Genomic DNA, 23,961 nt, shown 5'->3' on the forward strand with positions numbered 1-23,961 from the left:
GTCCGTGCACCACGCCCGGATGGAGGAACGCGATGGCCTCCGACCACGTCGACGTGCTCATCGTCGGCGCCGGCCTGTCCGGCATCGGCGCGGCCTGCCACCTGCGCCGCGACTGCCCCGACAAGACGTACGCGGTGCTGGAGGCACGCGACGCCATCGGCGGCACCTGGGACCTGTTCCGCTACCCCGGCATCCGCTCGGACTCGGACATGTTCACCCTCGGCTACTCGTTCAAGCCGTGGACCGCCCCGAAGGCCATCGCCGACGGCGCGACCATCCGCGAGTACGTGCGGGAGACCGCCCGGGAGTACGACGTGCCCCGGCACATCCGCTTCCGGCACCGCGTGCTGCGCGCCGACTGGGACAGCGGCACCGCCCGGTGGACGGTGCACGCCCAGCGCACCGACACCGCCGAGACGGTGATGCTGACCTGCTCGTTCCTGTTCGCCTGCACCGGCTACTACCGCTACGACGAGGGTTACACCCCGGCCCTGCCCGGTGTCGACGCGTACGCCGGGCGGTTGGTGCACCCGCAGCACTGGCCCGACGACCTCGACCACACCGGCAGGCGGGTGGTGGTGATCGGCAGCGGCGCCACCGCGGTCACCCTGGTGCCGGCGCTGGCCCAGCGGGCCGCCCACGTGACGATGCTCCAGCGCTCGCCGACGTACATCCTGGCGCTGGCCTCGCGCGACCGGCTGGCCGACGCGCTGCGGCGCCGGCTGCCGGCGACGGCCGCGTACCCGGTGCTGCGGTGGAAGAACGTGTTGCTCTCCACCGTCACCTTCCAACTCAGCCGGCGCGCCCCCGGCCTGGTGAAGCGGGTGCTGCGCCGGGCCGCGCGGCGCCGGCTCCCGGCGGGGTACGACGTCGACAGGCACTTCACGCCCCGCTACGACCCGTGGGACCAGCGGCTCTGCGTGGCACCCGACGGCGACCTGTTCACCGCCGTGCGCGACGGCCACGCGTCGGTGGTGACCGACACGATCGACACCTTCACCGCGCACGGTGTCCGCCTGACCTCCGGCGCCCAGGTGCCCGCCGACATCGTGGTCACCGCGACCGGGCTGAACCTGCTCGCCCTCGGTGGTCTGCGGCTGCGCGTGGACGGCACCGACGTCGACCTCGCGAACACGGTGGCCTACAAGGGCATGATGGTGTCCGGGGTGCCGAACTTCGCCCTGACCGTCGGCTACACCAACGCGTCGTGGACGCTCAAGGCCGACCTGGTCGCCGGGTATGTCTGCCGGCTGCTGCGCCACCTGGACCGCACCGGCCAGCAGGTCGTCACCCCGCTGCCGCCCGCCGACGACGAGCGGGCGCCGCTCATCGACCTGCGGTCCTCCTACGTGCTGCGCAGTGTCGACGCGCTGCCCAGACAGGGTGTGCGCGCGCCCTGGCGGCTGCACCAGAACTACGCCCGCGACGTGCTGCTGATGCGGCACGGCCGGCTCACCGACGAGGGGGTTCGGTTCTCCCGCGCTACCGCGGCGCCGGCCCGCGAGGTGGCCTGAGCTGCCGCCGGGGTCACGGTGGTGTGCTGCCCCGCTTCTCCTCCTGGGCCAGCACCGCCTCGCGGTGCTCCGGCTCGTCGCGGCGCTCCAGTTCGGCAGCGAGCCGCGCATCGGTCAGCAGCCGGGCCCGGTTGCGGTGCAGGAAACTCTCGAAACCCCCGGTGTACGGGCAGGCCAGGTCGCCGAGCGCCCGCTCCGGCGTGTAGCGGCAGCCGGTGCAGTAGTCGCTGATCTCGTCGATGTCGGTGCCGTCCACCGCGTACGGGCGGGTGTCCACCCGGGCCAGGTCGGCGTACTGGCTCATGCCGATCACCGTCGCGTTCATCACCCAGTGGGTGCCGTCGACGAAGCAGCGCTGGAACCAGTCCGCCACGTCGGTGGGACGCCAGCCGCGTTGCAGCGCGTAGTTCGCCAACACCAGCAGTCGGGGCGTCTGGTGCGTCCACGCCCGATCCCGGACGGCCGCGAGGACGTCGGCCAGGCAGTGGGCCTCCACCGCGTCGGCGTCCAACTCGGCGAACCACTGCGGCATCGGCTCGGTCGCGGCCAGCCAGTTCGCCCCCCGGTAGCGCGGCTCGAAGTACCAGTAGAGCTGCCAGAGGAACTCCCGCCAGCCGAGCAGGCCCCGGATGAACGGCTCCACCGCCGTACGCGGGGCCGTGCCGGCCCGCCACGCCTGCTCGGCGGCGCGCACCGCCGGCTCCGGGTGCAGCAACCCGAGGTTGAACGAGGACGAGAGCATCGAGTGTGCGAGCAGCGGATCGTCGACGCTCATCACGTCGGCGTAGCGGCCGTACCCGGGTAGGCGGTGGGTCAGGAAGTGCGTCAGCCGGGCCTGCGCCTCGTCATGGGTGGCCGGGTAAAGGCGGGGGCCGTCCCGGCCGACGAACCGCACCCCGTCGGCGGCCCACCGGTCCAGGTCGCGGCGAACCTCCGCATCGATGTCATCCTCGACGATCGGTGGGGGCGGGGGTGGCGTCACCGGCACGGACCGGCTCTCGGCCCGGGGCCGGCGTCCCGCCCCCGTCGCGGCGGTCAGCACCTCGTGGTGGCGGCGGGCGTGCCGATAGAAGTCGGTCATCCGCAGCGGGCCGCGTCGCGGGCGGTCCGCCCAGCCGGCGAAGTCGGCCTGGCTGGTGATGAAGCCGCGTGGCGGCAGCACGGTCAGCCCCGGCACCGACCGGGCGAAACGCAGCGCCGCCCGGGAGTGCGGATGGCACACCTCCAGCGGGTCACCGACCTGGGCCAGCGCCTCCCGGAACGTGTCGGTGCGCAGCAGCAGCGCCCGGTCACCCAGCTCCGCGGCACGGTGGCGCAGCGCGGACAGGATCAGGTGCGCCTTCTGCCGGTGCATCGGCCGGTCGCGGAACAGCTCCCGGATCTCCACCAGGAGCACCTGTTGGTCGGGGTCGTCGAGGAAGTGCGGCCCGAGCTGATCGGCCAGCAACCATCGGCGGCGAGGCATGCCCGCAATTCTGCCTACTTTCCGGCTGCCGCGCCCGGTGCCGCGCCCGACGCCGGTTGCCGGATGCCCGCCACGGCGGGTCAGGCCGGGTTGACCCCGGCCACCTCGGCGTGCGGCCCGACGTCGCGGCGGCGTCTCAGCACGGTCAGCGTCACGAGGGCGACAAGCAGCGCCGCGAGCACGTGCACCGGGGCCGGGCCGAGCGGCGCGAGCAGCGCCAGCAGCGCGACGACGGGGAAGGCGACGAGCACCGCGCCGTGCTGCTGCCGGCGTACCTGGAGCACCCACACCGTGAGCAGGAAGACGGCGATCGGGATCGCCACCGCGTACGCGGCGGTGCGCCCGGAGACGTGCGCGAGGTGCCGCTCGACGTCCACCGACACCCCCAGGCCGGCGCCGATCGCGGCGATCGCGGCGAACACCAGGTAGTGCCCGTAGCCCCAGATCAGGGAGTACGGCAGCCGGTCGGGCGCCTCGCTGGGCCGGTCGAAGTAGAGCCACCAGAGCGCGAACACGATGACCGCGCCAGCCGCCGCGAGTGACCAGAGGCCATGCTCCCCGGCGTCGAGCCCGGTCTGGATCGCGATCGAGATGGCCAGGACGGCCTCACCGAGCACGATCAGGGTGAACAGGCCGTACCGCTCAGCGATGTGCTCGGGGTGCCAGGGCGTCATGCCCGGGCGTTCGGCCACCGCCGGCACCAGCAGGTCGGCCAGCACCAGCAGCACGAACGTCGCCATGCCCCACTCGACGGGCAGCGCCAGCCGCAGCAGCCAGCCGAGCTGCACCACTGTCACGCCGATGCCGTAGCGGCGCGCCGACGCGCGGTGGCGGGGGTCGCCGACGGCGGCTCGGGTCCAGTTGACGACGGCGGCCAGCCGCATCACCACGTACCCGTAGGTGATGACGGTGAAGTCGCCGTCGGCGAAGGCGCGTGGCACCCCGGCCGCCAGGATCAGCGCTCCGGAGATCTGCACCAGGGTGGTGATCCGGTAGACGTCGTCGTCGGTGTCGTACGCCGAGGCGAACCAGGTGAAGTTCACCCACGACCACCAGATCGCGAAGAACACCATGGCATAGCTGGTCGCGGCGTGGCGGAGGTGACCCTCGGCGACGTCGTGGTGCAGACTGCTGGCCGCCTGCGCCACGGCCACCACGAAACAGAGATCGAAGAACAGTTCCAGTGGGGTGGCCGCACGGTGCCGTTCGTCCCGGCGACGTGGCCGCATCGGCCGGTAGAACGGCCGCACCGAACGCGAGTGGGTCACCGCCGCTCCTCAGGCTGGGCTCACCGGCGTCGACGGCCGTGGGTCAGCCCCTCCAACACCAGGGTCAGCCCGGCACCGACCAGCCAGACGTCCTTGGCGAGCCCGGCGCCCTGCTGGGTCGGCCGGATGCTGCCCGGCTCCCGCATGCCCGGCGTCTTCAGGTACAGCTGCACCAGACCCGCGCCGAACGCGGTCAGGCCCAACCCGACAAGCGGGGCCGGGACGACCGGCGCGAGCAGCGCAGCCCCCAGGGCGATCTCCGAGTACGCCAGCAGCTTCGCGAAGCGCGGTGGGTCCAACTGGCCGAGTTGCGGCATGGCGGCGACCGCCATCCCGTGCATGCCCTCCGCGGCGGCACCCTCCAGGTTGCGCTTGCCCAGACCCGAGTTGAGAAAATACGCGCCGATGCTGAGCCGTAGCGGCAGGTGCGCGAGTTTCATGGCTACTCCCGTTGGCCGTGGTCGAGTGCGGCCCGCGTACCCCGCAACACCCGCGATAACCCGTCCGGCTGGCTGGGCTGGCCGTGGTGGTCGCGGTAGCCTGCCGACACACCACCAGCAGGAGGCGAAGTGAGCCAGGAAGTCCGGGGAGTCATCTCCCGCAGCAAGGGCGCACCGGTCGAGGTCACCACCATCGTGGTGCCCGATCCCGGCCCCGGGGAGGCGATCGTCCGGATCCAGTCCTGCGGGGTCTGCCACACCGACCTGCACTACCGCGAGGGTGGCATCAACGACGACTACCCGTTCCTGCTCGGCCACGAGGCGGCGGGCATCGTCGAGCAGGTGGGCGACGGCGTCACCGACGTGGCCCCGGGTGACTTCGTGGTGCTCAACTGGCGTGCGGTCTGCGGGGTCTGCCGCGCCTGCCGTCGGGGTCGCCCCTGGTACTGCTTCAACACCCACAACGCGAAGCAGCGGATGACCCTGACCGACGGCACCGAGCTGGCCCCGGCGCTGGGCATCGGCGCGTTCGCCGAGAAGACCCTGGTGCACGCCGGGCAGTGCACGAAGGTGGACCCGGCCGCCCGGCCGGCCGCCGTGGGTCTGCTCGGCTGCGGGGTGATGGCCGGGCTGGGTGCCGCGATGAACACCGGCAACGTCACCCGCGGCGACTCGGTCGCGGTGATCGGCTGCGGCGGCGTCGGGGACGCGGCGGTCGCCGGTGCGGCCCTCGCCGGCGCGACGACGATCGTCGCGGTGGACACCGACAGCCGCAAACTGGACTGGGCCCGAAAGTTCGGCGCCACGCACACCGTCAACGCCTCCGAGACCGACCCGGTCGAGGCGATCCGTGCCGCGACCGGCGGCTTCGGTGCCGACGTGGTGATCGACGCGGTGGGTCGACCGGAGACCTGGAAGCAGGCGTTCTACGCCCGGGACCTGGCCGGCACGGTGGTGCTGGTCGGCGTGCCGACCCCGCAGATGCAGATCGAGCTGCCGCTGCTGGACGTCTTCGGGCGCGGCGGTGCCCTCAAGTCCAGCTGGTACGGCGACTGCCTGCCCAGCCGGGACTTCCCGATGCTCACCGAGCTGTACTTGCAGGGCCGGCTCGACCTGGACGCGTTCGTCACCGAGGAGATCGCGCTTGACCAGGTCGAGACCGCGTTCGACCGGATGCACCACGGCGACGTGCTCCGCTCGGTGGTGGTGTTCTGATGACGGCCCGGGTCGACCGTGCGGTCACCGCCGGCACGTTCTCCCTGGACGGGCAGACGTTCGACGTGGACAACAACGTCTGGGTGATCGGCGACGACCGCGAGTGCGTCGTCCTGGACGCGCCGCACGACGTGGCCGCGATCCTCGCCCTGGTGGGTGATCGGAAGGTCCGGGCGATCCTGGCCACCCACGCCCACGACGACCACGTCCGGGTGGCACCCGAGCTGGCCGAGGCCACCGGCGCGCCGGTGCTGCTGCACGCCGCCGACCGGGTCCTCTGGGACCTGGTCCACCCGTACCTGCCACCGCACGGCGAGCTGCACGACGGGCAGATCGTCGAGGTGGCCGGCACCACGCTGCGGGTCCTGCACACCCCCGGGCACAGCCCCGGCGCGTGCAGCTTCCACGCCCCGGACCTCGGTGTGGTGTTCACCGGCGACACGCTCTTCGCCGGTGGTCCGGGCGCGACCGGCCGTTCGTACAGCGACTTCGACACCATCGTCGGCTCGATCCGCACCCGCCTGCTCACCTTGCCGGCGGAGACGGTCGTGCACACCGGCCACGGTGACGACACGACGATCGGCGCGGAGGCGCCACACCTGCAGGAGTGGCTGGCCCGCGGCCACTGACTCCTGCGGCGTGCTGGTGCGTGGTCGACGGGCTCAGCGCTCGTCGGCCGCGCCCAGCACCGGTTTGACGTCCAGGACCGGGGTGCCGTCGAGTGCCTCCAGGTCGGCCACCTCGACGCGCAGCCCGTCCACCGCGAGCACCCGCACCCGGTGCAGCCCGATCGGGTTGGGCCGGTGCGGGGAGCGGGTGCTGAACACCCCGGTCTCCGGCCGGCTCTCGTCGCCCCGGGGGTGCACCGCCAGCACGTCGCGTCGGGCCCGGTCCAGCCAGGTCAACACCAGCAACTCCGCGCCGACCCGCAGGTCACGCAGGGCCCGCTCGACCTGCGGGTCGAAGACCAGCCACGCCGCCGGCGCCCCCTCGTCGCCCTGCCGCGGGGCGCTCGCCGCATCGGTCAACGACGAGGCGACCCGCCCGACCGGGTGCAACAGGTACGCGTCATCACTCCCCACCATCCTCGCTCCCTCCCTCGTGGACGGTCCCAACCTAGCCCCGCCGCGGCGCTAGGATCCCGCCCATGGCCGCCGACTCGCCCGTCCCCGCCGACTCGCCTGTCCCCGCCGACTCGCCCGTGCCCGTGGTCCGTCAGCTGCGTCTCGTGGTGGAGGCCGCCGACCACGAAGCCGCCGTCGCGTTCTTCCGGGACGCGCTGGGCCTGCCCGAGGAGGCGGCGTTCAGCGGCGACGGGGATGCCCGGGTGGTGATCCTGGACGCCGGCCGCGCCACCCTGGAGATCGCCAACCCCGCGCAGAAACGCCTCATCGACGAGGTCGAGGTGGGTCGGCAGGTCGCGCCGCGCATCCGGGTGGCCTTCGAGGTGGACGACGCGGCGGCGACGACCGCCCGACTGGTGGCCGCCGGGGCGAGCGAGGTCGCGCCGCCGACGCGTACGCCGTGGCAGTCACTCAACTCCCGCCTCGACGCCCCCGCCGGCCTGCACATCACCGTCTTCCAGGAACTCGTCCAGCCGGACCAGGGCGTCGGGAGGCAGGACGCGGAGCCCGGACGTGACGGCGACAACTGAGCCTGCCCCGCTTCGGTCCCCCCGGTGGGTGCGGCGCTGATCGGCCGGGGCGCGGTGTCGGTCACCGGGCAACTTCTCGTCCGGTACGGAGAGCCGCACGGCAACTACCCAGGGTGCGGAGACCCAGAGGCTCACTGGTGGTAGCGGCAAGCTGCCAACTGCCTGCCCCCAGCACCCTTGCCTGGCCCCTTTGCTCTGCTTACCTATATGCACCATGCCCCGTGACCTGCGCATGGGCGCGTTGCGCCCGACGCCGAGGCTTTTCGCCATACGAACGCATCGTCACGAAACGTAGCTGGTGCGTATAGGTATGCAGAGCAAAGGCTGGCTTCCAGGCATCGCCTTTGGTTCCGAAAAACACCCTCTGTCACGGCCGTCTGGCCCGATGCGGGCGAGCCCGCGATGTCCGATTCTGCGCCCGTGACCGGCGCCGCAGCGGGCCGACGGTCGGGCATTTCCGGAATGACCGACACGTGAACCTGGTTGTGTCCCCCGTACCGCCGGAGCCCAAACCCTCTTCCGCGGTCATCTCCCGAGGAGCGTTCACCCCGGAGCGTTCCGCACGATCGAGAGGGCAACCATCGTGAAGGTCGACTTCACTCGATGGCTTCCCGCCATCGCCAAGGACACCCGATGGCTCCCCGCCATCGTCAAGGACTCGTACCGCAAGACCGCGCTCAGCGCGGTGGGTGTGGCCGCCCTCGGCGGTCTGGCGCTCGCACCGACCGCGGCCGCCGCCCCGGTCACCTCCGGACCGCACCAGGGCGCCGTGGCCGCCATCGACCTGGCCACCGGCAAGGCCACCGCCAAGGCCGCCAGCCCGGCCCGGCAGGAGGACCAGCCCGTCGAGTCCGGGCTGACCACCGGCTCCGCCACCGGCAAGCCGCCGGCCGGCAAGCCCAGCCGCGACCAGTTGATCCCGCACGGCATTGAGGGCGCACAGTCGCGCATCCCGCTCGACGACGCACAACTGGCCAACGCGCGAGCGATCGTCGACGCCGCCAAGAAGACAGGTGTCGGCGACCGGGGCGCCGTGATCGGCGTCGCCACCTCGCTGCAGGAGTCGAAGCTGTACAACCTCGGCCACCTCGGCGCGTACAACGACCACGACTCACAGGGGCTGTTCCAGCAGCGTCCGTCGTCCGGTTGGGGCACGCCCGACCAGATCACCGACCCGGAGTACGCCGCCACGGCGTTCTTCACCGCGCTCAAGAACATCGGCGGCTGGCAGGACCTGCCGCTGACCGCCGCCGCGCAGACCGTCCAGGTCTCCGCCTTCCCCTACGCGTACGCGCAGTGGGAGGAGCAGGCGGCGGACATCGTCCAGCAGATGTGGTGACACCCGCGACACACACCGGCCGGCCCCCGTGCAGGGGGCCGGCCGGCGTCGTCGTACCGGTCTCAGGCCAGCGGCGCGCCTTCCTTGCGCAGCTTCGCCGAGCCGGCGCCCACCGACCAGCCGGCGACCCACCGGCTGGTGCTGGCCGCGCGGGTGCGGTCGGCCAGGTGATACCAGTCCATCCGGCACCGCTCGCGGGTCACCTCCAGTACGCCGTAGCCGTGCCCGTCCAGTTCGGTCCAGCGAACGTGCGGATTCGTCGAACGCAGCAGGCCGGCACCCAGCGCGCTGAGCGCGTTGCCGGCGGGCAGGCCGAGGAAGTCGTTGACGTTGTCGCTGGTCACCGACGGCACCACGAACTCGGCAGCGGCCGGGTTGTTCGGCCCGGTGGATCGGGTGGTCACCTCGTTGGCCCACGAGGTGTGGATGTCCCCGGTGAGAAACACGACGTCACGGGTGCCGGTGGCGCGCACGTAGTCGACCAGCTCGTTGCGGTCGGCGTTGTACCCGTCCCACTGGTCGGTGTTGAGCACCGCGCCGTTCTGCGGGATGCCGAGTAGGGCACCCAGCGGGCCGAGCAGCCAGGCGGGCAGAGCCCCGACGTCCACCCGCGCGATCATCACCGGGTTGCCGACCAGCTTCCACCGCGCGCTGGACGTGGCCAGCCCGGCCTTGAGCCAGGACATCTGCGTGTCGCCGGTGATGGTGCGTCCCGGGTCGTCGACCGCGGTCCCGGACGCCTGCTGTGACCGGTACGTGCGAAGGTCCAACATGGACAGCTCAGCGAGCCGGCCGAAACGCAGCCGGCGGTAGATCGCGCCGTCCACCCCGACACGCACCGGCATCCATTCCAGGTACGCCTGCCGCGCCGCGGCGAGCCGACCGGCGAACGACCCCTCGGTGCCCGGCGTGTGGTTCTCCGCGCCGCCGGACCACTGGTCGTTGGCCACCTCGTGGTCGTCCCAGGTGATCACCCACGGCACTGCGGCGTGCAACGCCTGCAGGTCCGGGTCGGTCTTGTAGAGCGCGTGCCGGATCCGGTAGTCAGCGAGGGTGAGCACCTCGTGCGCGGGTCGCACCGGCCGGACCACCATGCCGCCCGCGTCGAACTCCCCGCTGCCGTACTCGTAGAGGTAGTCACCCAGGTGCACCACCAGGTTGAGGTCGCCTCGCTCGGCCAGATGCCGGTACGCCGCGAAGAACCCGGCTTCCCAGTTCGCGCAGGACACCACGCCGAGGCGCAGCCGGTCGATCTCCGCGTCGACGGGTGGCGCCGTCATGGTCCGACCAGCCGGCGACCAGCCGCCGGTGTGGCCGAAGCGATACCAGTAGGTGGTGGCCGGTGCCAGGCCGCCCACCGCCACCTTCACCGTGTGGTCCGATTCCGGTCCGGTGTGCTGTGTCCCCGCGGCTACCACCGTGGTGAAGTCCGGGTCGGCGGCGACCTGCCAGGTCACGCCCACCTCGGGGCCGAGGCCGGAGCCAGGCTGCGCCTCGGCGGTCGGGGTCAACCGGGTCCAGAGCAGGACGCCGTCCGGCAGTGGGTCACCGGAGGCGACGCCGTGCTGGAAGGCGCCGTCGGCCGCGTGGGCCGGCATGCCACCGGCGAGGGTGACGCCGGCCAGCACGGAGGTGCCAGCCGATGCTCCGGCCACCCGCAGAAGAGTACGACGGTCAAGGGTGTTCGTCATGGTCTATGTGTCTACCGTCGATAATGGCTCGTGCGCTGCCCCCGTCGATGAGTGTTCGCCGACCCGTCGACGGGGGTTCCCATTACCCCGTCGCTCAGCAGGCCGGGTAGAGGCGGCGGGTGCCGACCCCGGCGGCGTACGCGTCCCGGTCACTGAACCGGCAGCCGTAGTCGGGTCGGGCCACCACCGCCGGATCCGTCACGGTGTCACCGACCGGGCGCTTGCCGGTGCGTACCCAGGACACCAGGTCGTCCCAGGCGGCGCCGGCCTCCGCCGGGGTGAACTCGCAGTGCTGCGCGGCCCGGATGGCCCGCTGGACCACCAGCCCGCCGCGACCGTGCCGTGCCACGTCGGCGGCGTACGCCTGCTCCATGCTGAACGGCACGAACAGGTCACCGAGGCCGTGCAGGCTGAGCACCGGCGCACTGGGCCGACCGGCGATCCGCGGCACCTCGGTCAGCGTCGGCAGGAGCCGCTGCACGACGTTCTCCGGTGCGACCCGCCGCACGGCGGCGTTCACGTTGACCGGGCTGTTCGGGGTGTAGCGGGTGAGCAGGTTGGTGGCGAGTTGATCGGGCCGCTGGGCGGGGGAGTTGCCACTCCCGGTGGGCACGCTGATGGAGAAGAGGAAGTCCTTCCACACCGCGAACGCGGCGTCCGCACCGGGACGAGGGCCACCCGAACGGTTCACCGTGATCGCCCGCAGTTGCTTGCCCCGCTCGGTGGTGGTGTCCGGCCCGGTGGGAGTCAGGCCCGCCAGGCCCAGCGCCACCTGGATGCGGGGCACCGCGTTGGTCAGATAGTCGGCCGGAGTGGGATGGGCCGGCACCTCGGCAAGCGCCTGCGCGACCAGGTTGTAGTCCAGGTAGAAGTCCAGCAGCGCCTGGTCACCGAGCACCCCGCACATCGGCAGCGCGCCGGCGTAGGAGCCGGGGTACTGCTCCAGCGAGCGACCGATGACGTACCCGCCCATCGACACCCCCGCCAGGTAGGTGTGCTGTGGCCGGCGAACAGTCCGGCCGAAGTGGTCGGCGAGATCCCTGGTGCCCAGCACTCCGGAGCGGATGTCGAAGCCGTTGCGGTCGTACGAGGACGACGCCCAGGCGTACCCCTGCTCCAGCAGACGCTCGCGCAACCCGAAGGCCGGCGGCTCCGGCGAGAGCACCGCGCCCTGGCCGCGGTAGCCGTGCGCCCACAGCACCAGGTTGCCGTTCCACTGGGCGGGGACCTCGATCAGGTACCCGGCGTGGCGGTGCACGCCCTGGCGTACCGTCGTCGATTTGCCGCCCACCACCAGCGGGGCCAACGGCGGGATCTCGATGGTGTACCCGGGCAGTGGCTGGCCGCCACCCGCGTCCCGATCGGTGGCGCCTGCCGGTGCGGCACCGGCCAACCCGACCGCCAGGGTCAGCGGCACGGTGGTGGCGAGCAGACGGCGGAGGGTACGAACGGGTGCGGACAGCATCGATGCTCCCCATCACGGAGGTCGCCCCGGGGCGACCAGGCGGGACGGTTGCCTACCGGCCGGTAGCGTCCTGAACCTAGGACGGCCGTCGACAGGTGTCAATGGATTCGCTGACCGGCTGGTCAAGCCTGACTGTCCGGCCGATCAGACCCTGCACGTACGCCCCGACGTACGGCACTTCGCGTCCGGTCCGTGCGTCCATCCGCACCCCCTTGCCCCCAGTGGCGGGTTGTCGCGTTCCTCGCCGCTCGACGGGTGCACCCGGTTGGCCGCGCCAGTGGGCCGGTCGGGTTGACTGGTCGGCGTGGACGAGTTGATCTGGGAGGCGGCCCGGGCGTCGCGCAACTGGTTGGACGCCGCGAACGGCACCGGGCAGACCGAACTGACCTGCCGCATCCTCAAGGTGACCGAGGAGGCGGGGGAGGCATCGGCCGCCTGGATCGGGGTGCTCGGGCAGAATCCTCGCAAAGGCGTCACGCACACCCGCGAGGACGTCGCGGCGGAGTTGGCCGACGTCGCGTTCACGGCGTTGGTGGCCATCGAGAGCCTGGGACTGGACGCGCAGACCGTCCTGGACGCCTGCGCCGCCAAGGTGCGCTCCCGCCTCACCGGCTGAAAGGCGCCGGGGGTGACGCGGTGATCGACTCGGCTTTCTGGAAACCGGGGCATCGCACCGGGTTGGAAACCGCGACTTCCTGAAAGTCGAGTGGATCACCCCCAGCCGGGGCAGGGCCTGACCTTCTGGGTAGCCCGGGGTGCTTTTCCGCTTTGGGGTGTTTGGCGGGTGACCGGTCGCACCCGTGGGCCGGAATCGTGGCCGGGCCGGGGTCGTTACACACCCTGACGATCGCAGCACGACCTGCCGCCCGCCCGACCCGCAGGGGTTGGGGATGCGGATCCCGCAGGTCGGAATGCCCCCGGCCCGCAGGTCGTTACAGTCCCCACGAACGACCGTAGGCACCGCCCCGACCAGGGTGCCGCGCGATGGGGCCAACCCGGAATGCCCCCGGCCCCCGGGTCGTTGCAGTCCCCACGAACGACCGTAGGCACCGCCCCGACGAGGGTGCCGCGCGACGGGCCAACCCGGAATGACCCCGGCCCCCCGGTCGTTACACCTGGACCCCGGCGCCACGAGCCCCCCGCTCGCAGGTCGCCGACCGTCGAAGACTTTCCCCCCTTGTATGTGCGGCGCCGGACGAGGTGCTCACACCCGCCGTCACCGTTCCCCCTTGGTGGCAGCGGGTGGTCCTACCCCCGAAGGAGCTAACCACCATGAACACGATCATGCGTAAGAGTGTGCTGTCTGTTGCTGGTCTCGCGTTCGCCGGTGGTGTGTTCGCCGGTCCGATCGCCGCGCACGCCAACCCCGTCGACGCCAAGCCCGTCGCCGCCGCTGTGCAGAGCACCGCGCCGAAGCCGCAGGGCGAGCAGTCCCGGATCACCCTCAACGATGAGCAGACCGCGAACGTCAAGGCGATCATCGCCGCGACGAAGAAGGCCGGTCTGCCCGAGCGGGCCGCGGTCATCTCGATCGCGACGAGTCTGCAGGAGTCGAAGTTGGAGAACCTGGGCCACCTGGGCGATATGAACGACCACGACTCGCTGGGCCTGTTCCAGCAGCGCCCGAGCTCGGGTTGGGGTACCCCGGAGCAGATCACCGACCCGGCCTACTCCACCACCGCGTTCCTCAAGGGCCTCAAGCAGGTCGACGGCTGGCAGGACATGCCCCTGACCCAGGCCGCGCAGACCGTGCAGGTCTCCGCCTACCCCGACGCCTACGCCCAGTGGGAGCAGCAGGCCACCGACCTGGTCGGCCAGTACTGGAACAGCTGACCCACCACAGCACAGCACCACCGCAGGACATCGACCGCTGGCCGGCACCCCACAACTCGGGTGCCGGCCAGCGGCGTTTCCGGCTTGTCGGCGGCTGCGCATGGAGCGTTGGGTGCGCGACGCGGACTGCCGGCGTACCGGGGAGGTGACTACCCGGCCTGGTGGACGGACGGTCGCTCGGAGATCTTGGACAGTTTCCGTTCACGCAAGACGGAAAGTGTCCAAGATCTACGCGTGGCGACCAGGAAGAGTGCCGAGTGACTCGGGTGGCCGGCGGGCGCGTACCTGCCGGCCCGGTGACCGCCGTGAAGGGCGGCATGGCGGCGGGTGGCGGCAGCACGGGCACGAACGCGGTCCGGCTCTCGGTGATGCCCTGACCAGGAAGCGCTGCGGCGACGGGTGGGCGTGCGCGTACAGTCGGGCGGTGGAGCGTACTGAATCAATGCTGGCGCAGACCCGGCCACCTGGCGTGGCCGACGTGGATCCCGGCAGTGTGCTGTTGCCCGGCCACGACGTGCCGTTGGGTCGGTACACCACCGTGCGGAGGTTGCTGCCGCAGCGGGCCCGCCGGATGGTCGGCGCCTGGTGTTTCGTGGACCATTTTGGCCCGGACGATGTGGCGCAGCGCCCGGGCATGGAGGTGCCGCCGCACCCACACACCGGCCTGCAGACGGTGACCTGGCTGCTTGACGGTGAGATCCTGCACCGTGACAGCCTCGGCAACGTCCAGCCGATCCGGCCCGGTCAACTGAACGTGATGACCTCGGGGAACGGCATCGCCCACTCCGAGCGGTCACCGGCCGTCCATCCGCCGGTGATGCACGGCGTGCAGCTCTGGGTGGCACTGCCGGACCCGGCGCGGGCCGGGGCCGCCGACTTCGCGCACCACGCCGACCTGCCGCGTTGGCGCCACGGCGATCTGGATCTCACCCTGTTGGTCGGCGAGTTCGCCGGGCAGCGGTCACCGGCGGTGGTGCACACCCCGCTGGTCGGCGTGCAGGTCGAGCTGCGCGGCGAGGCGCCGACGACGCTGGCGCTGCGGCCCGATTTCGAGTACGCCGTGCTGGCGATGTCCGGTTCCGCCGAGGCCGCCGGAGTCGGGTTCGAGCCGGGGGCGCTGCTCTACCTGGGTTCGGGCCGCCGCGAGCTGACCGTGCGGGGCGGGGTCGGTGCGCGGTTGCTGCTGCTGGGCGGTACGCCGTTCGAGGAGCCGCTGGTGATGTGGTGGAACTTCGTCGGCCGCTCGCACGAGGAGGTCGCCGCCGCCCGGGAGGACTGGATGGCGGGCGACGGACGCTTCGGTGTGGTCGCCGACGATTCGGCGCCACCGCTGCCAGCCCCCGCCCTGCCCACCACCCGCCTCAAGGCCCGCGACCGCACCGGCACCCTGCACGGCTAAAACCACCCAAGCCCGGCGTGGGGCGACGGGCGCGGGGGCGGGGTGGGAGGGGCCGTGTGTGGGGGTTGGTGGTGTGGGTAGGCGTCGGGATGGCGACCACTCTGATGACGTCCGTGGCGGACCGGAAGCGCCTGGCGCGCCGGCTTGCCGGCAGCGGGCGGGGCTTCGCTGAGCAGTACGGCTTCCGGGTGACCAACAACCCGGCGAGCCTGTTCCAGGTGCTCTACCTGGCGGTGTTGCTGGGCCGTCGGGGCGACTTCCGCCGGGCGTTGGACGGTGCGCGGGCGGTACGCGACGAGGGATGGGACAGTGCCGCCCGGTTGGCGCGTTCGCTGCACGAGGACCGGGTACGGGTGCTGCGTGGCAGCGGTCAGCGTGGCGACGTGGACGCGCTGGCCGACGTGTTGGGCGACCTGGCGCGCACGGTGGTCGAGCGGTACCGGGGCGACCTGCGCCGCCTGCGGGCGGTGGCGCGGCACGACCCGGTCCGGGAGCGGGCGCTGCTCGCCGAGCTTCCGGGTGTGGACGGGCAGGTGGTGGAGCTGTTTCTCCGCGAGGCGCAGGCGTTGTGGCGGGAGGTGGCCCCGGTGGCCGACCGCCGGGCGTTGGCCGCCGCCCGCCGGCTCGGGCTGGGTCGGTCGGCGGACGACCTGGCGGGCCTGGCCAGTGGCGAGTCGGAGCAGCTGGCCTGGCTGGTGGGGGCGCTGGCCCGGGTCGACCTGGAGCACCGGTACGCGGAGGTGACCGGTCGGCCATGACGTGCCCTGGCCCACACTTCGCAAAATTCTGACCAAACGGAGGATGTTCTGTCGTATGGTTGGACCCGGCAGTGCTGGCCGCTCGGTTCGAGCGGACATCCACCGCCTGGTGACCGCGACCGGTTCGGACGTGGCTCACCGCCTGGGCAGGCTTGCGTGGCGCCCTGGGTCGCGGTTCGTGACCAGGGGCGCCCGCCTGTCCCGGCCCTTCCTCCCCGTGCCGTTCCCGGGGCCGCACCAACGCCCCGTGCCGTCCCCGGGGCCAGCGCAACCCTCGGCCTGACGCGCCCACTCCGCACCCCGCCCGCCCGGACCAGCCCCGGGCGCACCCGGCCGGACGGGCAAAGCCCTCAGCGCGCCAGACCGGCGAGCAGGTTCACGGTCACGGCGATGATGAAGGCGCCGAACAGGTACGACACCATCGAGTGCCGCAGCACCGTGCGACGCATCTCGTTGCTTGTCAGGTTGGTGTCGGAGATCTGGAACGTCGTCCCGATGGTGAACGCGACGTACGCGAAGTCGGAGTAGCACGGCGGGTCGGGTTGGTTGAAGTTCACCCCGCCGTCCGGGCCCGTGTAGTAGATCCGGGCGTACCGGGCGGCGAACACGGTGTGCACCACGAACCAGGAGAGCACCACGCTGAGCACGCCCAGCCCGCCGTGTGCTTCCCGGCCGAGGCCGGGTGGCGCGCTCTGGGCGCTGGCCACCACCAGTCCCACGGCGAGCAGGCTGGCCAGGCAGGCGACGAGCAGCACCGCGTCCCGGATCGCCCGGTTCGGGTCCTCGTGTACGGCCAGCCGGGCGGTCCGCTCGGCGTCCATCGGCCAGAGCTTGCGCCAGACCAGCGTGAGCCAGCTCAGCGCGCCGACGTCCCAGCCGGCGAGCGCGGCGAGCGGCAGCGGCAGCAGCAGCGCGAAGAGGCAACCGGCGATGACGCCGACCACCGCCACCACGGCGAGCTGCACGGCGGCCGGGAAGCGCACGTCGGGCGGGCGCGACGGCGGCCGGGTCATCGGTGTACGCCGTGTGTCGCAGCCGTGGCCGCCACCGTCGGGTCAGATGCCGCGTAGGTGCTGCGAGACCCGGTTGTGCGTCTTGTCCCGGGCCTGCTCGGCCCGCTGGGCGGGGCCCACCTCGGGCGCGGCCTCGATGCCGGCCGACCGGGCCACCTCGGTGCCGTTGGCGTAGTCCACCGGTGGCAGGGCCCGCAACGCCTTCAGCACGTCCGGCGGGGCACCCTCTCGTTCGGCCTCGCGGACCACGTCGCTCTTCTCGGCCGGGTAGTCCAGGCTCGACAGGTACTGCAGGACGTCGGCGTAGCTCGCCATGGCGTGGGCTCCCTCGGGGCATCGATGTGGTCACGACCGGCGGCGGTTACCCGTCCGCCGGCCGGTCACGCCCACCCCAGGGAGAAATGCCGGCGCCGTTTCCCCGCGGCCGCCGCGGGTACCCGCAGGCGCCGACGTGAGCCTCAAGGGAGTACGCGATGAACTACGACACCTTCATCGACCAGGTTTCCCAGCGCACCGCGACGTCGTCCGAGCGGGCGGTCGAGCTGACCCGGGCCGTGTTGGAGACGTTCGCCGAGCGGCTGACCGGCGGTGAGGTCCTGGACCTCGCGGCCCAGTTGCCCCAACCGTTGCAACTCGTGCTCAAGCCGAGCCCGAGCACCGAGCAGGCGGACCGGTTCGGGGCGGCCGAGTTCGTCGCCCGGGTGGCGTTGCGCGCACGCGTGCCGGAGCCGGCCGCCGGGGACGCCACGCGGGCGGTTTTCACCACGTTGCGTGAGGCGATCACCGGTGGTGAGTTCGATGACGTGGTCACGCAACTGCCGCGTGACTATCGGGGCCTGGTGGAGCAGGCGATGGCTCCGGGGGCGACGCTGCGCCGCGTCTGACCGGGGCACACAGCGGTTTACCAGGGCAACCATCGATGTCCCGCTTGGCATGCCGATTCGGCAGGGCCTAACCTTGTCGTGCGAGGGGAGTACTTCCCACGAACCATTCCGGTCAGTACGGCGCGCCCGGCGCGCCTCGGGTGGTTGCCCATCAGGTGATGGGTGAAGGAGACCTCGAACATGACGGTGTTCGAGGAGACCCCAATGAGTGACGTGTCATATCTGTCCGCTGCCAGCGACCTGGCGTCGGTGGGCACGCCCACGCTGTGGGCGGTGACCATCGTCGGCGTACTCCTGCTGTTGGTGCTTGATTTCCTGGTCACCCGCCGCCCGCACGAGGTGTCCATGCGGGAGGCCATCGGTTGGTCGGCGTTCTACATCGCCCTGCCGCTGGCGTTCGGTGGCTGGCTCTGGGCCCGCTTCGGCTCTCAGCAGGGTGTGGAGTACCTGACCGGTTACCTGGTGGAGAAGTCGCTCTCGGTCGACAACCTCTTCGTCTTCATGCTGCTGCTGGCCGCGTTCGCGGTGCCGGCGGTGCTCGCCCAGCGGGTGCTGCTCTACGGCATCGCCGGCGCGCTGGTGCTGCGGGCCGTGTTCATCGCCCTCGGCGCGGCCGCCCTGCAGACCCTCGACTTCGCCTTCCTGCTCTTCGCGATCATCCTCATCGCCACGGCGGTGAAGCTGCTGCGCGACGCCATGTCCGGGCACCAGCAGGAAGTCGACATCAACAAGATGCGCTCGGTGCGGCTGCTGCGCAAGGTCATGCCGGTGGTCGACGAGTACCACGGCACCAGGATGACCGTCCGGCAGGGCGCGAAGCGGGCTCTCACCCCGTTCGCCCTGGTGGTGGTGGCGGTGCTGGCCACCGACATCGTCTTCGCGGTCGACTCGGTGCCGGCGGTCTACGGCATCACCGAGGACCCGTACCTGGTCTTCGCCACCAACGCGTTCGCCCTGCTCGGCCTGCGGGCGCTCTACTTCGTCCTGCACGCGGCCCTGAGCCGGCTGGTGCACCTCAGCTACGGCCTGGCCGTCATCCTGGCGTTCATCGGCCTCAAGCTGGGTCTGCACTGGGCGCACGGCATCTGGGACAGCGTGCCGCAGATCCCCACCCTGGCCTCACTCGGCGTGATCATCGGTGTGCTGGTGGTGGTCACGCTGACCAGCCTGCGCGCCACCCGGGGCGGCGACGTGCCCGAGGACCGCGAGGTCGTCACCGAGCGGCGCTGACCGCGCCGCGCCGCGCCGACCGGGAGGTACGCCGGAAAGCTCCCGTCCGGGCCGGCGCGGGTGGTACGACTGTGCCATGGGAATCGTGTCACCGGGCTTTCAGGGTCGGCCCCGAACGCAGGAGCCGGCCCTGCCACCCGGTCAGTACCTGACCGAGGACTTCCCGGTGCTCTCGGCCGGCCCGACACCCCGGGTCTCCCTGGACACCTGGGAGTTCGTCATCAGCGCCGAGAACGGCAGCGAGCACCGGTGGTCGTGGCAGGAGCTGATGGCCCTGCCGCAGGAGACGCCGATGGTGGACATCCACTGCGTCACCCGCTGGTCCAAACTCGGCACCACCTGGCAGGGCGTCTCGCTGGACACGCTGCTCGACGGTGTCGACACCGGCGCGCACTTCGCGCTGGCGCACTCCTACGGCGGGTACACCACCAACCTGCCGCTGGACGACCTGCGCGGCGGTCGGGCCTGGGTGGCGCACACCTTCGACGGTGCGCCGCTGCCCGCCGAGCACGGTGGGCCGGCACGGCTGCTGGTGCCGCACCTGTACTTCTGGAAGTCCGCCAAGTGGGTCCGCGGCCTCCGGCTCAAGACGATGGACGAGCCCGGTTTCTGGGAGACCGCCGGCTACCACGACTACGGCGACCCGTGGCGCGAACAGCGGTACCAGGGTGACTGAGCGCGCCGTGGCGACGAGCACGCCGGCCCGGGCGCCCAACAAGTGGCACGTCAGCCGGCTGGTGCAGCGGCGGGTGGAGACACCGACCGCGCAGACCCTGGTGCTGGAGGTGCCGGACTGGCCGGGGCACCTGCCGGGGCAGCACGTCGACGTGCGGCTCACCGCGCCGGACGGCTACCAGGCGGCCCGGTCGTACTCGATCGCCGGGCCGGTGGTGGACGGCCCGGGCGGGCCGCGCATCGAGGTGACCGTGCAGCGGGTGCCCGACGGCGAGGTGTCCCCGTACCTCATCGACGTCTTCGCCGACGGCGACCCGGTGGAGGTCCGCGGACCGCTCGGTGGCTGGTTCATCTGGCGGCCCGAGGAGACCGCGCCGGTGCAGCTGGTCGCCGGTGGTTCCGGCATCGTGCCGCTGATGGCGATGATCCGGGCCCGGCGGGCGACCGGCAGCAGGGCGCCGTTTCGGCTGATCTACTCGGTGCGGACGCCGGGCGACGTGATCTACGCCGACGAGCTGCGCCGCCGGGTCCGCGACGACTTCGGCCTGGACATCGCGTACGTCTACACCCGCGAGGCGCCCGAGGGCTGGCGCGGTGAGCCACACCGGATCGGGCTGGCCGACGTCAACACGCACGGCTGGCCGCCGGACCTGGAACCGCTCACCTACGTCTGCGGCCCGACCGCGTTCGTGGAGACCGTGGCCGACCTGCTGGTGGGGCTGGGTCACCCGTCGCGGCGGGTCAAGACCGAACGCTTCGGCCCCACCGGCTGACCGCCCGCCCGCTCCCGTACCGCCGAGGAGATCCGATGACCGAGATGTCGTACCTGGACGGCAACATGCTCGACGGCCCGATGCGTGAGCTGTTCACCGTCGACCTGAGCACCGCGATGGGCCGCTGCGAAAACTGCGGGACGACCGGCTCGATGGCCAGCCTGCACGTCTACTCGCACGCCCCGGGCCTGGTCGCCCGCTGCCCGTCCTGCGAGGCGGTGATGCTGCGACTGGTCCGCGGCCCGGACCGGGCCTGGCTGGACCTGCGCGGCACCACCTTCCTCCAGGTGCCGATGCCGATGGAACAGCCGTTCCCCAGCCCGCTCTGACGGATCGACCCGGCTTACCCGCGTCCGCGCCCGATCCGCGTCCCGCGCGCGTCCGTGACCCGACCCGCGCCCGGCGCGTGCCCGCTGGGCGGTCGTTTCGAGGCCATCCGGCGCTTGCGCGCCCAGACGATACTGCGGTCGTGTGGGCAACCGTATTGGTGCTGCTGGCCGCCTTTGTCGCCCTGAGTCGGGTCGGTATCGCCGAGGAGCGTGCGGCGGATTGGGCGGCCGCGGCGGCGGCGTTGGTCGGCGTGTTGATGCTCTGGCGTGCCGTCCGGGAGAATGTCGTGTCGACAATGGAGCCCGTGCCGCGTTCGAGGCTGGCCCGTCGCGTGCTGGCGCTGGTCGTCCTGACCTGGTTCGGCAACGCCATGGTGAGCGGGCTCGTCGCCGGGTTCGTGCCGTCGATCCCGCCCGGTCGTTCTCCCGACCACGCGGTGGCCCTCGCCGCGCGCCTGCACACGACAGTGGCGCTGCCGATCATCTTGATCATCATCTACCAGATCGGGCGTCTGTCCGCGACGTGGCTGGCCGTCCGGAGGCCGCTCCGCTGGCTGGCGCTCATCTCGGTGGGCCCGGCCCTGGTCGCCATCGCGCTGCACCCCACGGCCGTCGCCTACTCCCAGGACCACGGCACCCTCCCAGTGCGAAGCATCGCGGAGAGGTTTCCCATGATCGTCGCGTTGACAGTCCTGTTCTACTGTGCCCTGGCGCTGGGCAACCTGAGCAGGCGAGAATCGCTGAGCCGCAAACCTCTCCCCGACCCGCTCTGACGAATCGGCCTGGCCGGCTCAGGATCTGGCGACGGTCCTGATCGCGCGGATCGCCTCGGCGACACCACCGGACCACGGCGTGCCGTGACCCGGTAACACCCACGATGCCTGGACGTCCTCCAGGTGGCGCAGCGACGCCAGCGCCTGGTGGGGGTCGTCGGTGAAGGGCGCGGGTTGCGGGCCTCGCTGGCCGGTCAGCACGTGCCGGGTGGTCATGGCGTCGCCGACGAAGACGGCGTCGGCGATCGGCACGTGGATGGCGATGCTGCCGGGGGAGTGCCCGGGGACTCCGATGACGCGCGGCGCGCCCGGCAGGTCGAGCACCTGGCCGTCGTGCACGGCGACGACCTCGGTGAGGTGGGTGGTGCGAAGCCCGCCCCTGCGCATCGCGTACCAGAAGAAGCCGGCCGTCGCGCCGAGCTTCATCGTGCCCCACGAGGTGTCGGCCTTGACCTCGCCGCGCGCGCGGGCGGCGTCCGCCTCGTGCACGTAGATCGGCACACCGTGGTCGCGCCGGAGCCGTTCGGCGAATCCGAGGTGGTCGGTGTCGCCGTGGGTGAGGACGACGCCGCGGATGTCGTCCACCGAGCGGCCCAGGTCCGACAGCTCGGCCAGCAGTTCGCGCCAGTGCCCGGCCAGGCCGGCGTCGATGACTGTCACACCCTCGTCGGTGTCGACGAGGTAGACGGCCACGATGTCGTTGCCGATTCGGCGCAGGTGCGGGCCGAGCCTCATCGCCACACCGGTGCCGGGATTGCTATCGTCTGCATGATGGCTATGCTACGTAGCCATCATGGCTATGGTCAATAGCCATCGCATCGACCTCATGATCCGGAGGGAAGTGGCATGCCGACGCCCGATCGGACCTCCCTCGACGCCATCGTCCACGCGGGACGCGACATCCTGGAGGCGGCGGGCGTCGCCGGCCTGACCATGCAGGCCGTCGCCGACCGGGTCGGCGTGCGCGCACCCTCGCTCTACAAGCGGGTGCGAAACCGCGACGACCTGGTCCGCCTCATCACCGAAGCCACAGTCCGCGACCTCGGCGAACGGCTCGCGGCGATCGGTGCCGGCACCGACCCACGCCGTGAACTGGCCGAGCTGGCCCGCGCCTTTCGGGCGTTCGCGCACGACCGGCCGAGGGGCTACCAGTTGATCTTCGCCCCACGATCGGACCTCGCCGGGCCCAGCATCGAAACCCTCACCGCCGCCGTCGAACCCGTGCTGCGGGTGACCACGAACCTCGCCGGCGAACACCACGCCCTGGACGCCGCACGCACGCTCACCGCCTGGGCGAACGGATTCGTCAGCATGGAACTGGCCGGAGCCTTCACGTTGGGCGGCGACGTCGACCAGGCGTACGAGTTCGGCATCGCCCGCCTCGCCGACGCCCTCGCCCGATGAGAGTCGGTCGCTGGCGGGGCACGCCGCCCTGACGGATCAACGTGGCCCGCGCAGCGCTTCGGTCAGATCTGGTTCGCGCCGCCGTCGACGAAGATCTCGCCGCCGGTCATGAAGCTGCTCTGGTCGGTGGCCAGGAACAGCGCGGCGTTCGCGATCTCCTCCGGCTGGCCCATCCGGCCCATCGGCACACTGGAGGCGAGCGTCTGCACCAGCGCGGTGGCCTCCTGCGGGCTGGCGGCCAGCCCGGTGATGCCCGGAGTCTCGGTCGGGCCCGGGATGAGGGTGTTGACCCGGATCCGGCGGTCGGTCAGCTCGGCGGCCCAGGTGCGACCGAACGAGCGGATGGCGGCCTTGGAGGCGGCGTAGACCCCGAAGGCGGGGGTGCCCTTCGTCGCCGCGGTCGAGCCGGTCAGGATGATCGACGCGCCGTCGTTGAGCACCGGTAGGGCCTTCTGGACGGTGAACATGGTGCCGCGCACGTTGCGGTCGAAGGCGTCCGCGTAGTGCTCGACGGTGATGGCGCCCAGCGCGGCGAACTCCCCTCCACCGGCGTTGGCGAACAGCACGTCCAGGCCGGCGCCGTGGGCCGTGATCGCCGCGAAGACGCGGTCGAGGTCGTCGAGGTCGCTCACGTCGCTGCGAATTCCCGTGGCGTTCGGGCCGATGGCCCGCACGGCCTCGTCCAGCTGCTGCTGGCGGCGGCCGGTGACGAAGACGTGCGCTCCCTCGGCCGCGAAGCGGCGGGCCGTGGCCAGGCCGATGCCGGTGGTGCCACCGGTGACCAGGGCGGTCTTGCCGTTGAGCTGAGCCATGATTCGTACTCCTCGGGGTTGGTGTCC

General features: G+C 71.8%; 26 protein-coding genes. 16 read left to right on the forward strand and 10 right to left on the reverse strand.

Features of this window, described 5'->3' with window-relative positions; all coding sequences use genetic code 11:
- The first annotated feature begins 32 nt into the window (after positions 1-32).
- Positions 33-1,514, forward strand: coding sequence for an NAD(P)/FAD-dependent oxidoreductase (locus tag AB0B14_RS20885; protein WP_357078440.1), 1,482 nt, complete (start codon positions 33-35; stop codon positions 1,512-1,514).
- Between the two features lie 13 nt (positions 1,515-1,527).
- Here the strand turns inward: AB0B14_RS20885 and AB0B14_RS20890 are convergent, their stop codons facing one another.
- The 3 genes from AB0B14_RS20890 to AB0B14_RS20900 form a co-directional block, all read right to left on the reverse strand.
- The gene (locus AB0B14_RS20890; RefSeq protein WP_357523622.1) at positions 1,528-2,979 is read right to left on the reverse strand and encodes a cryptochrome/photolyase family protein; all 1,452 of its coding nucleotides are present in this window, start codon (positions 2,977-2,979) and stop codon (positions 1,528-1,530) included.
- Positions 2,980-3,059: 80 nt separating this feature from the next.
- Positions 3,060-4,247, reverse strand: a complete 1,188-nt coding sequence (locus AB0B14_RS20895) for a low temperature requirement protein A (protein WP_357078434.1) — start codon at positions 4,245-4,247, stop codon at positions 3,060-3,062.
- A 20-nt stretch (positions 4,248-4,267) separates the two neighbouring features.
- Complete coding sequence (locus tag AB0B14_RS20900) at positions 4,268-4,687, reverse strand: hypothetical protein (protein WP_357078431.1); 420 nt, start codon at positions 4,685-4,687, stop codon at positions 4,268-4,270.
- A 129-nt stretch (positions 4,688-4,816) separates the two neighbouring features.
- Here AB0B14_RS20900 and AB0B14_RS20905 point away from each other — a divergent pair, with 129 nt between their 5' ends.
- Both AB0B14_RS20905 and AB0B14_RS20910 read left to right on the forward strand, forming a co-directional pair.
- Positions 4,817-5,902 (forward strand): S-(hydroxymethyl)mycothiol dehydrogenase, encoded by a 1,086-nt coding sequence (locus tag AB0B14_RS20905; RefSeq protein WP_357078428.1) that lies wholly within the window; start codon positions 4,817-4,819, stop codon positions 5,900-5,902.
- Entirely contained in the window at positions 5,902-6,531 is a 630-nt protein-coding gene (locus AB0B14_RS20910; protein WP_357523624.1) for an MBL fold metallo-hydrolase, read from the forward strand. The genes AB0B14_RS20905 and AB0B14_RS20910 overlap by 1 nt, the downstream gene beginning before the upstream one ends.
- Before the next feature lie 33 nt (positions 6,532-6,564).
- On the opposite strand, the gene tsaA is transcribed toward AB0B14_RS20910, so the two are convergent.
- Complete coding sequence (gene tsaA / locus AB0B14_RS20915) at positions 6,565-6,987, reverse strand: tRNA (N6-threonylcarbamoyladenosine(37)-N6)-methyltransferase TrmO (protein WP_357078421.1); 423 nt, start codon at positions 6,985-6,987, stop codon at positions 6,565-6,567.
- Positions 6,988-7,049: 62 nt separating this feature from the next.
- On the opposite strand from tsaA, the gene AB0B14_RS20920 reads away from it, so the two are divergent.
- Together AB0B14_RS20920 and AB0B14_RS20925 are read left to right on the forward strand one after the other, a co-directional pair.
- Positions 7,050-7,556 carry a VOC family protein gene (locus tag AB0B14_RS20920; RefSeq protein WP_357523626.1) on the forward strand — a complete coding sequence of 169 codons (507 nt, stop codon included), beginning with the start codon at positions 7,050-7,052 and terminating at the stop codon, positions 7,554-7,556.
- Between the two features lie 583 nt (positions 7,557-8,139).
- Positions 8,140-8,895 (forward strand): hypothetical protein, encoded by a 756-nt coding sequence (locus AB0B14_RS20925; RefSeq protein ID WP_357523628.1) that lies wholly within the window; start codon positions 8,140-8,142, stop codon positions 8,893-8,895.
- A gap of 62 nt (positions 8,896-8,957) precedes the next feature.
- Here the strand turns inward: AB0B14_RS20925 and AB0B14_RS20930 are convergent, their stop codons facing one another.
- Both AB0B14_RS20930 and AB0B14_RS20935 read right to left on the reverse strand, forming a co-directional pair.
- On the reverse strand, positions 8,958-10,586 hold the full coding sequence (locus AB0B14_RS20930; protein ID WP_357523630.1) for an alkaline phosphatase D family protein: 1,629 nt from the start codon (positions 10,584-10,586) through the stop codon (positions 8,958-8,960).
- A 94-nt stretch (positions 10,587-10,680) separates the two neighbouring features.
- Positions 10,681-12,051, reverse strand: coding sequence for a hypothetical protein (locus AB0B14_RS20935; RefSeq protein ID WP_357523632.1), 1,371 nt, complete (start codon positions 12,049-12,051; stop codon positions 10,681-10,683).
- Between the two features lie 304 nt (positions 12,052-12,355).
- Between AB0B14_RS20935 and AB0B14_RS20940 the strand changes: the two genes are divergently transcribed.
- The 4 genes from AB0B14_RS20940 to AB0B14_RS20955 all read left to right on the forward strand — a co-directional run bounded on the left by AB0B14_RS20940 (position 12,356) and on the right by AB0B14_RS20955 (position 16,041).
- Positions 12,356-12,667, forward strand: coding sequence for a MazG-like family protein (locus AB0B14_RS20940; RefSeq protein ID WP_357078404.1), 312 nt, complete (start codon positions 12,356-12,358; stop codon positions 12,665-12,667).
- A 656-nt stretch (positions 12,668-13,323) separates the two neighbouring features.
- Positions 13,324-13,884, forward strand: a complete 561-nt coding sequence (locus tag AB0B14_RS20945; RefSeq protein ID WP_357523634.1) for a hypothetical protein — start codon at positions 13,324-13,326, stop codon at positions 13,882-13,884.
- A gap of 424 nt (positions 13,885-14,308) precedes the next feature.
- A complete protein-coding gene (locus tag AB0B14_RS20950) occupies positions 14,309-15,283 on the forward strand; it encodes a pirin family protein (RefSeq protein ID WP_357080508.1) in 975 nt (324 codons plus the stop codon).
- Between the two features lie 104 nt (positions 15,284-15,387).
- A complete protein-coding gene (locus AB0B14_RS20955) occupies positions 15,388-16,041 on the forward strand; it encodes a hypothetical protein (protein ID WP_357523729.1) in 654 nt (217 codons plus the stop codon).
- 350 nt (positions 16,042-16,391) lie between these two features.
- On the opposite strand, the gene AB0B14_RS20960 is transcribed toward AB0B14_RS20955, so the two are convergent.
- Together AB0B14_RS20960 and AB0B14_RS20965 are read right to left on the reverse strand one after the other, a co-directional pair.
- Positions 16,392-17,054 carry a DUF1345 domain-containing protein gene (locus AB0B14_RS20960; protein ID WP_357080505.1) on the reverse strand — a complete coding sequence of 221 codons (663 nt, stop codon included), beginning with the start codon at positions 17,052-17,054 and terminating at the stop codon, positions 16,392-16,394.
- Positions 17,055-17,096: 42 nt separating this feature from the next.
- Complete coding sequence (locus AB0B14_RS20965) at positions 17,097-17,369, reverse strand: DUF2795 domain-containing protein (RefSeq protein ID WP_357080502.1); 273 nt, start codon at positions 17,367-17,369, stop codon at positions 17,097-17,099.
- A 158-nt stretch (positions 17,370-17,527) separates the two neighbouring features.
- Between AB0B14_RS20965 and AB0B14_RS20970 the strand changes: the two genes are divergently transcribed.
- The 6 genes from AB0B14_RS20970 (at position 17,528) to AB0B14_RS20995 (ending at position 21,718) form a co-directional block, all read left to right on the forward strand.
- On the forward strand, positions 17,528-17,938 hold the full coding sequence (locus AB0B14_RS20970; RefSeq protein WP_357523636.1) for a DUF2267 domain-containing protein: 411 nt from the start codon (positions 17,528-17,530) through the stop codon (positions 17,936-17,938).
- A 204-nt stretch (positions 17,939-18,142) separates the two neighbouring features.
- Positions 18,143-19,168 carry a TerC/Alx family metal homeostasis membrane protein gene (locus AB0B14_RS20975; RefSeq protein ID WP_357080496.1) on the forward strand — a complete coding sequence of 342 codons (1,026 nt, stop codon included), beginning with the start codon at positions 18,143-18,145 and terminating at the stop codon, positions 19,166-19,168.
- Positions 19,169-19,244: 76 nt separating this feature from the next.
- Positions 19,245-19,844 (forward strand): sulfite oxidase-like oxidoreductase, encoded by a 600-nt coding sequence (locus tag AB0B14_RS20980; RefSeq protein WP_357080493.1) that lies wholly within the window; start codon positions 19,245-19,247, stop codon positions 19,842-19,844.
- 7 nt (positions 19,845-19,851) lie between these two features.
- Positions 19,852-20,616 (forward strand): ferredoxin reductase, encoded by a 765-nt coding sequence (locus AB0B14_RS20985; protein ID WP_357080514.1) that lies wholly within the window; start codon positions 19,852-19,854, stop codon positions 20,614-20,616.
- 35 nt (positions 20,617-20,651) lie between these two features.
- The gene (locus tag AB0B14_RS20990) at positions 20,652-20,945 is read left to right on the forward strand and encodes a DUF6510 family protein (RefSeq protein WP_357080490.1); all 294 of its coding nucleotides are present in this window, start codon (positions 20,652-20,654) and stop codon (positions 20,943-20,945) included.
- Positions 20,946-21,085: 140 nt separating this feature from the next.
- Complete coding sequence (locus tag AB0B14_RS20995) at positions 21,086-21,718, forward strand: hypothetical protein (protein WP_357523638.1); 633 nt, start codon at positions 21,086-21,088, stop codon at positions 21,716-21,718.
- Positions 21,719-21,736: 18 nt separating this feature from the next.
- Here AB0B14_RS20995 and AB0B14_RS21000 read toward each other — a convergent pair whose 3' ends face one another.
- The gene (locus AB0B14_RS21000) at positions 21,737-22,453 is read right to left on the reverse strand and encodes an MBL fold metallo-hydrolase (RefSeq protein ID WP_357080483.1); all 717 of its coding nucleotides are present in this window, start codon (positions 22,451-22,453) and stop codon (positions 21,737-21,739) included.
- Between the two features lie 111 nt (positions 22,454-22,564).
- On the opposite strand from AB0B14_RS21000, the gene AB0B14_RS21005 reads away from it, so the two are divergent.
- The gene (locus AB0B14_RS21005; protein WP_357080480.1) at positions 22,565-23,122 is read left to right on the forward strand and encodes a TetR-like C-terminal domain-containing protein; all 558 of its coding nucleotides are present in this window, start codon (positions 22,565-22,567) and stop codon (positions 23,120-23,122) included.
- Between the two features lie 62 nt (positions 23,123-23,184).
- Here the strand turns inward: AB0B14_RS21005 and AB0B14_RS21010 are convergent, their stop codons facing one another.
- On the reverse strand, positions 23,185-23,934 hold the full coding sequence (locus AB0B14_RS21010; protein WP_357080477.1) for an SDR family oxidoreductase: 750 nt from the start codon (positions 23,932-23,934) through the stop codon (positions 23,185-23,187).
- Positions 23,935-23,961 lie beyond the last annotated feature (27 nt).

The organism is Micromonospora sp. NPDC049171, from assembly GCF_040648275.1.
Taxonomy (GTDB): domain Bacteria; phylum Actinomycetota; class Actinomycetes; order Mycobacteriales; family Micromonosporaceae; genus Micromonospora.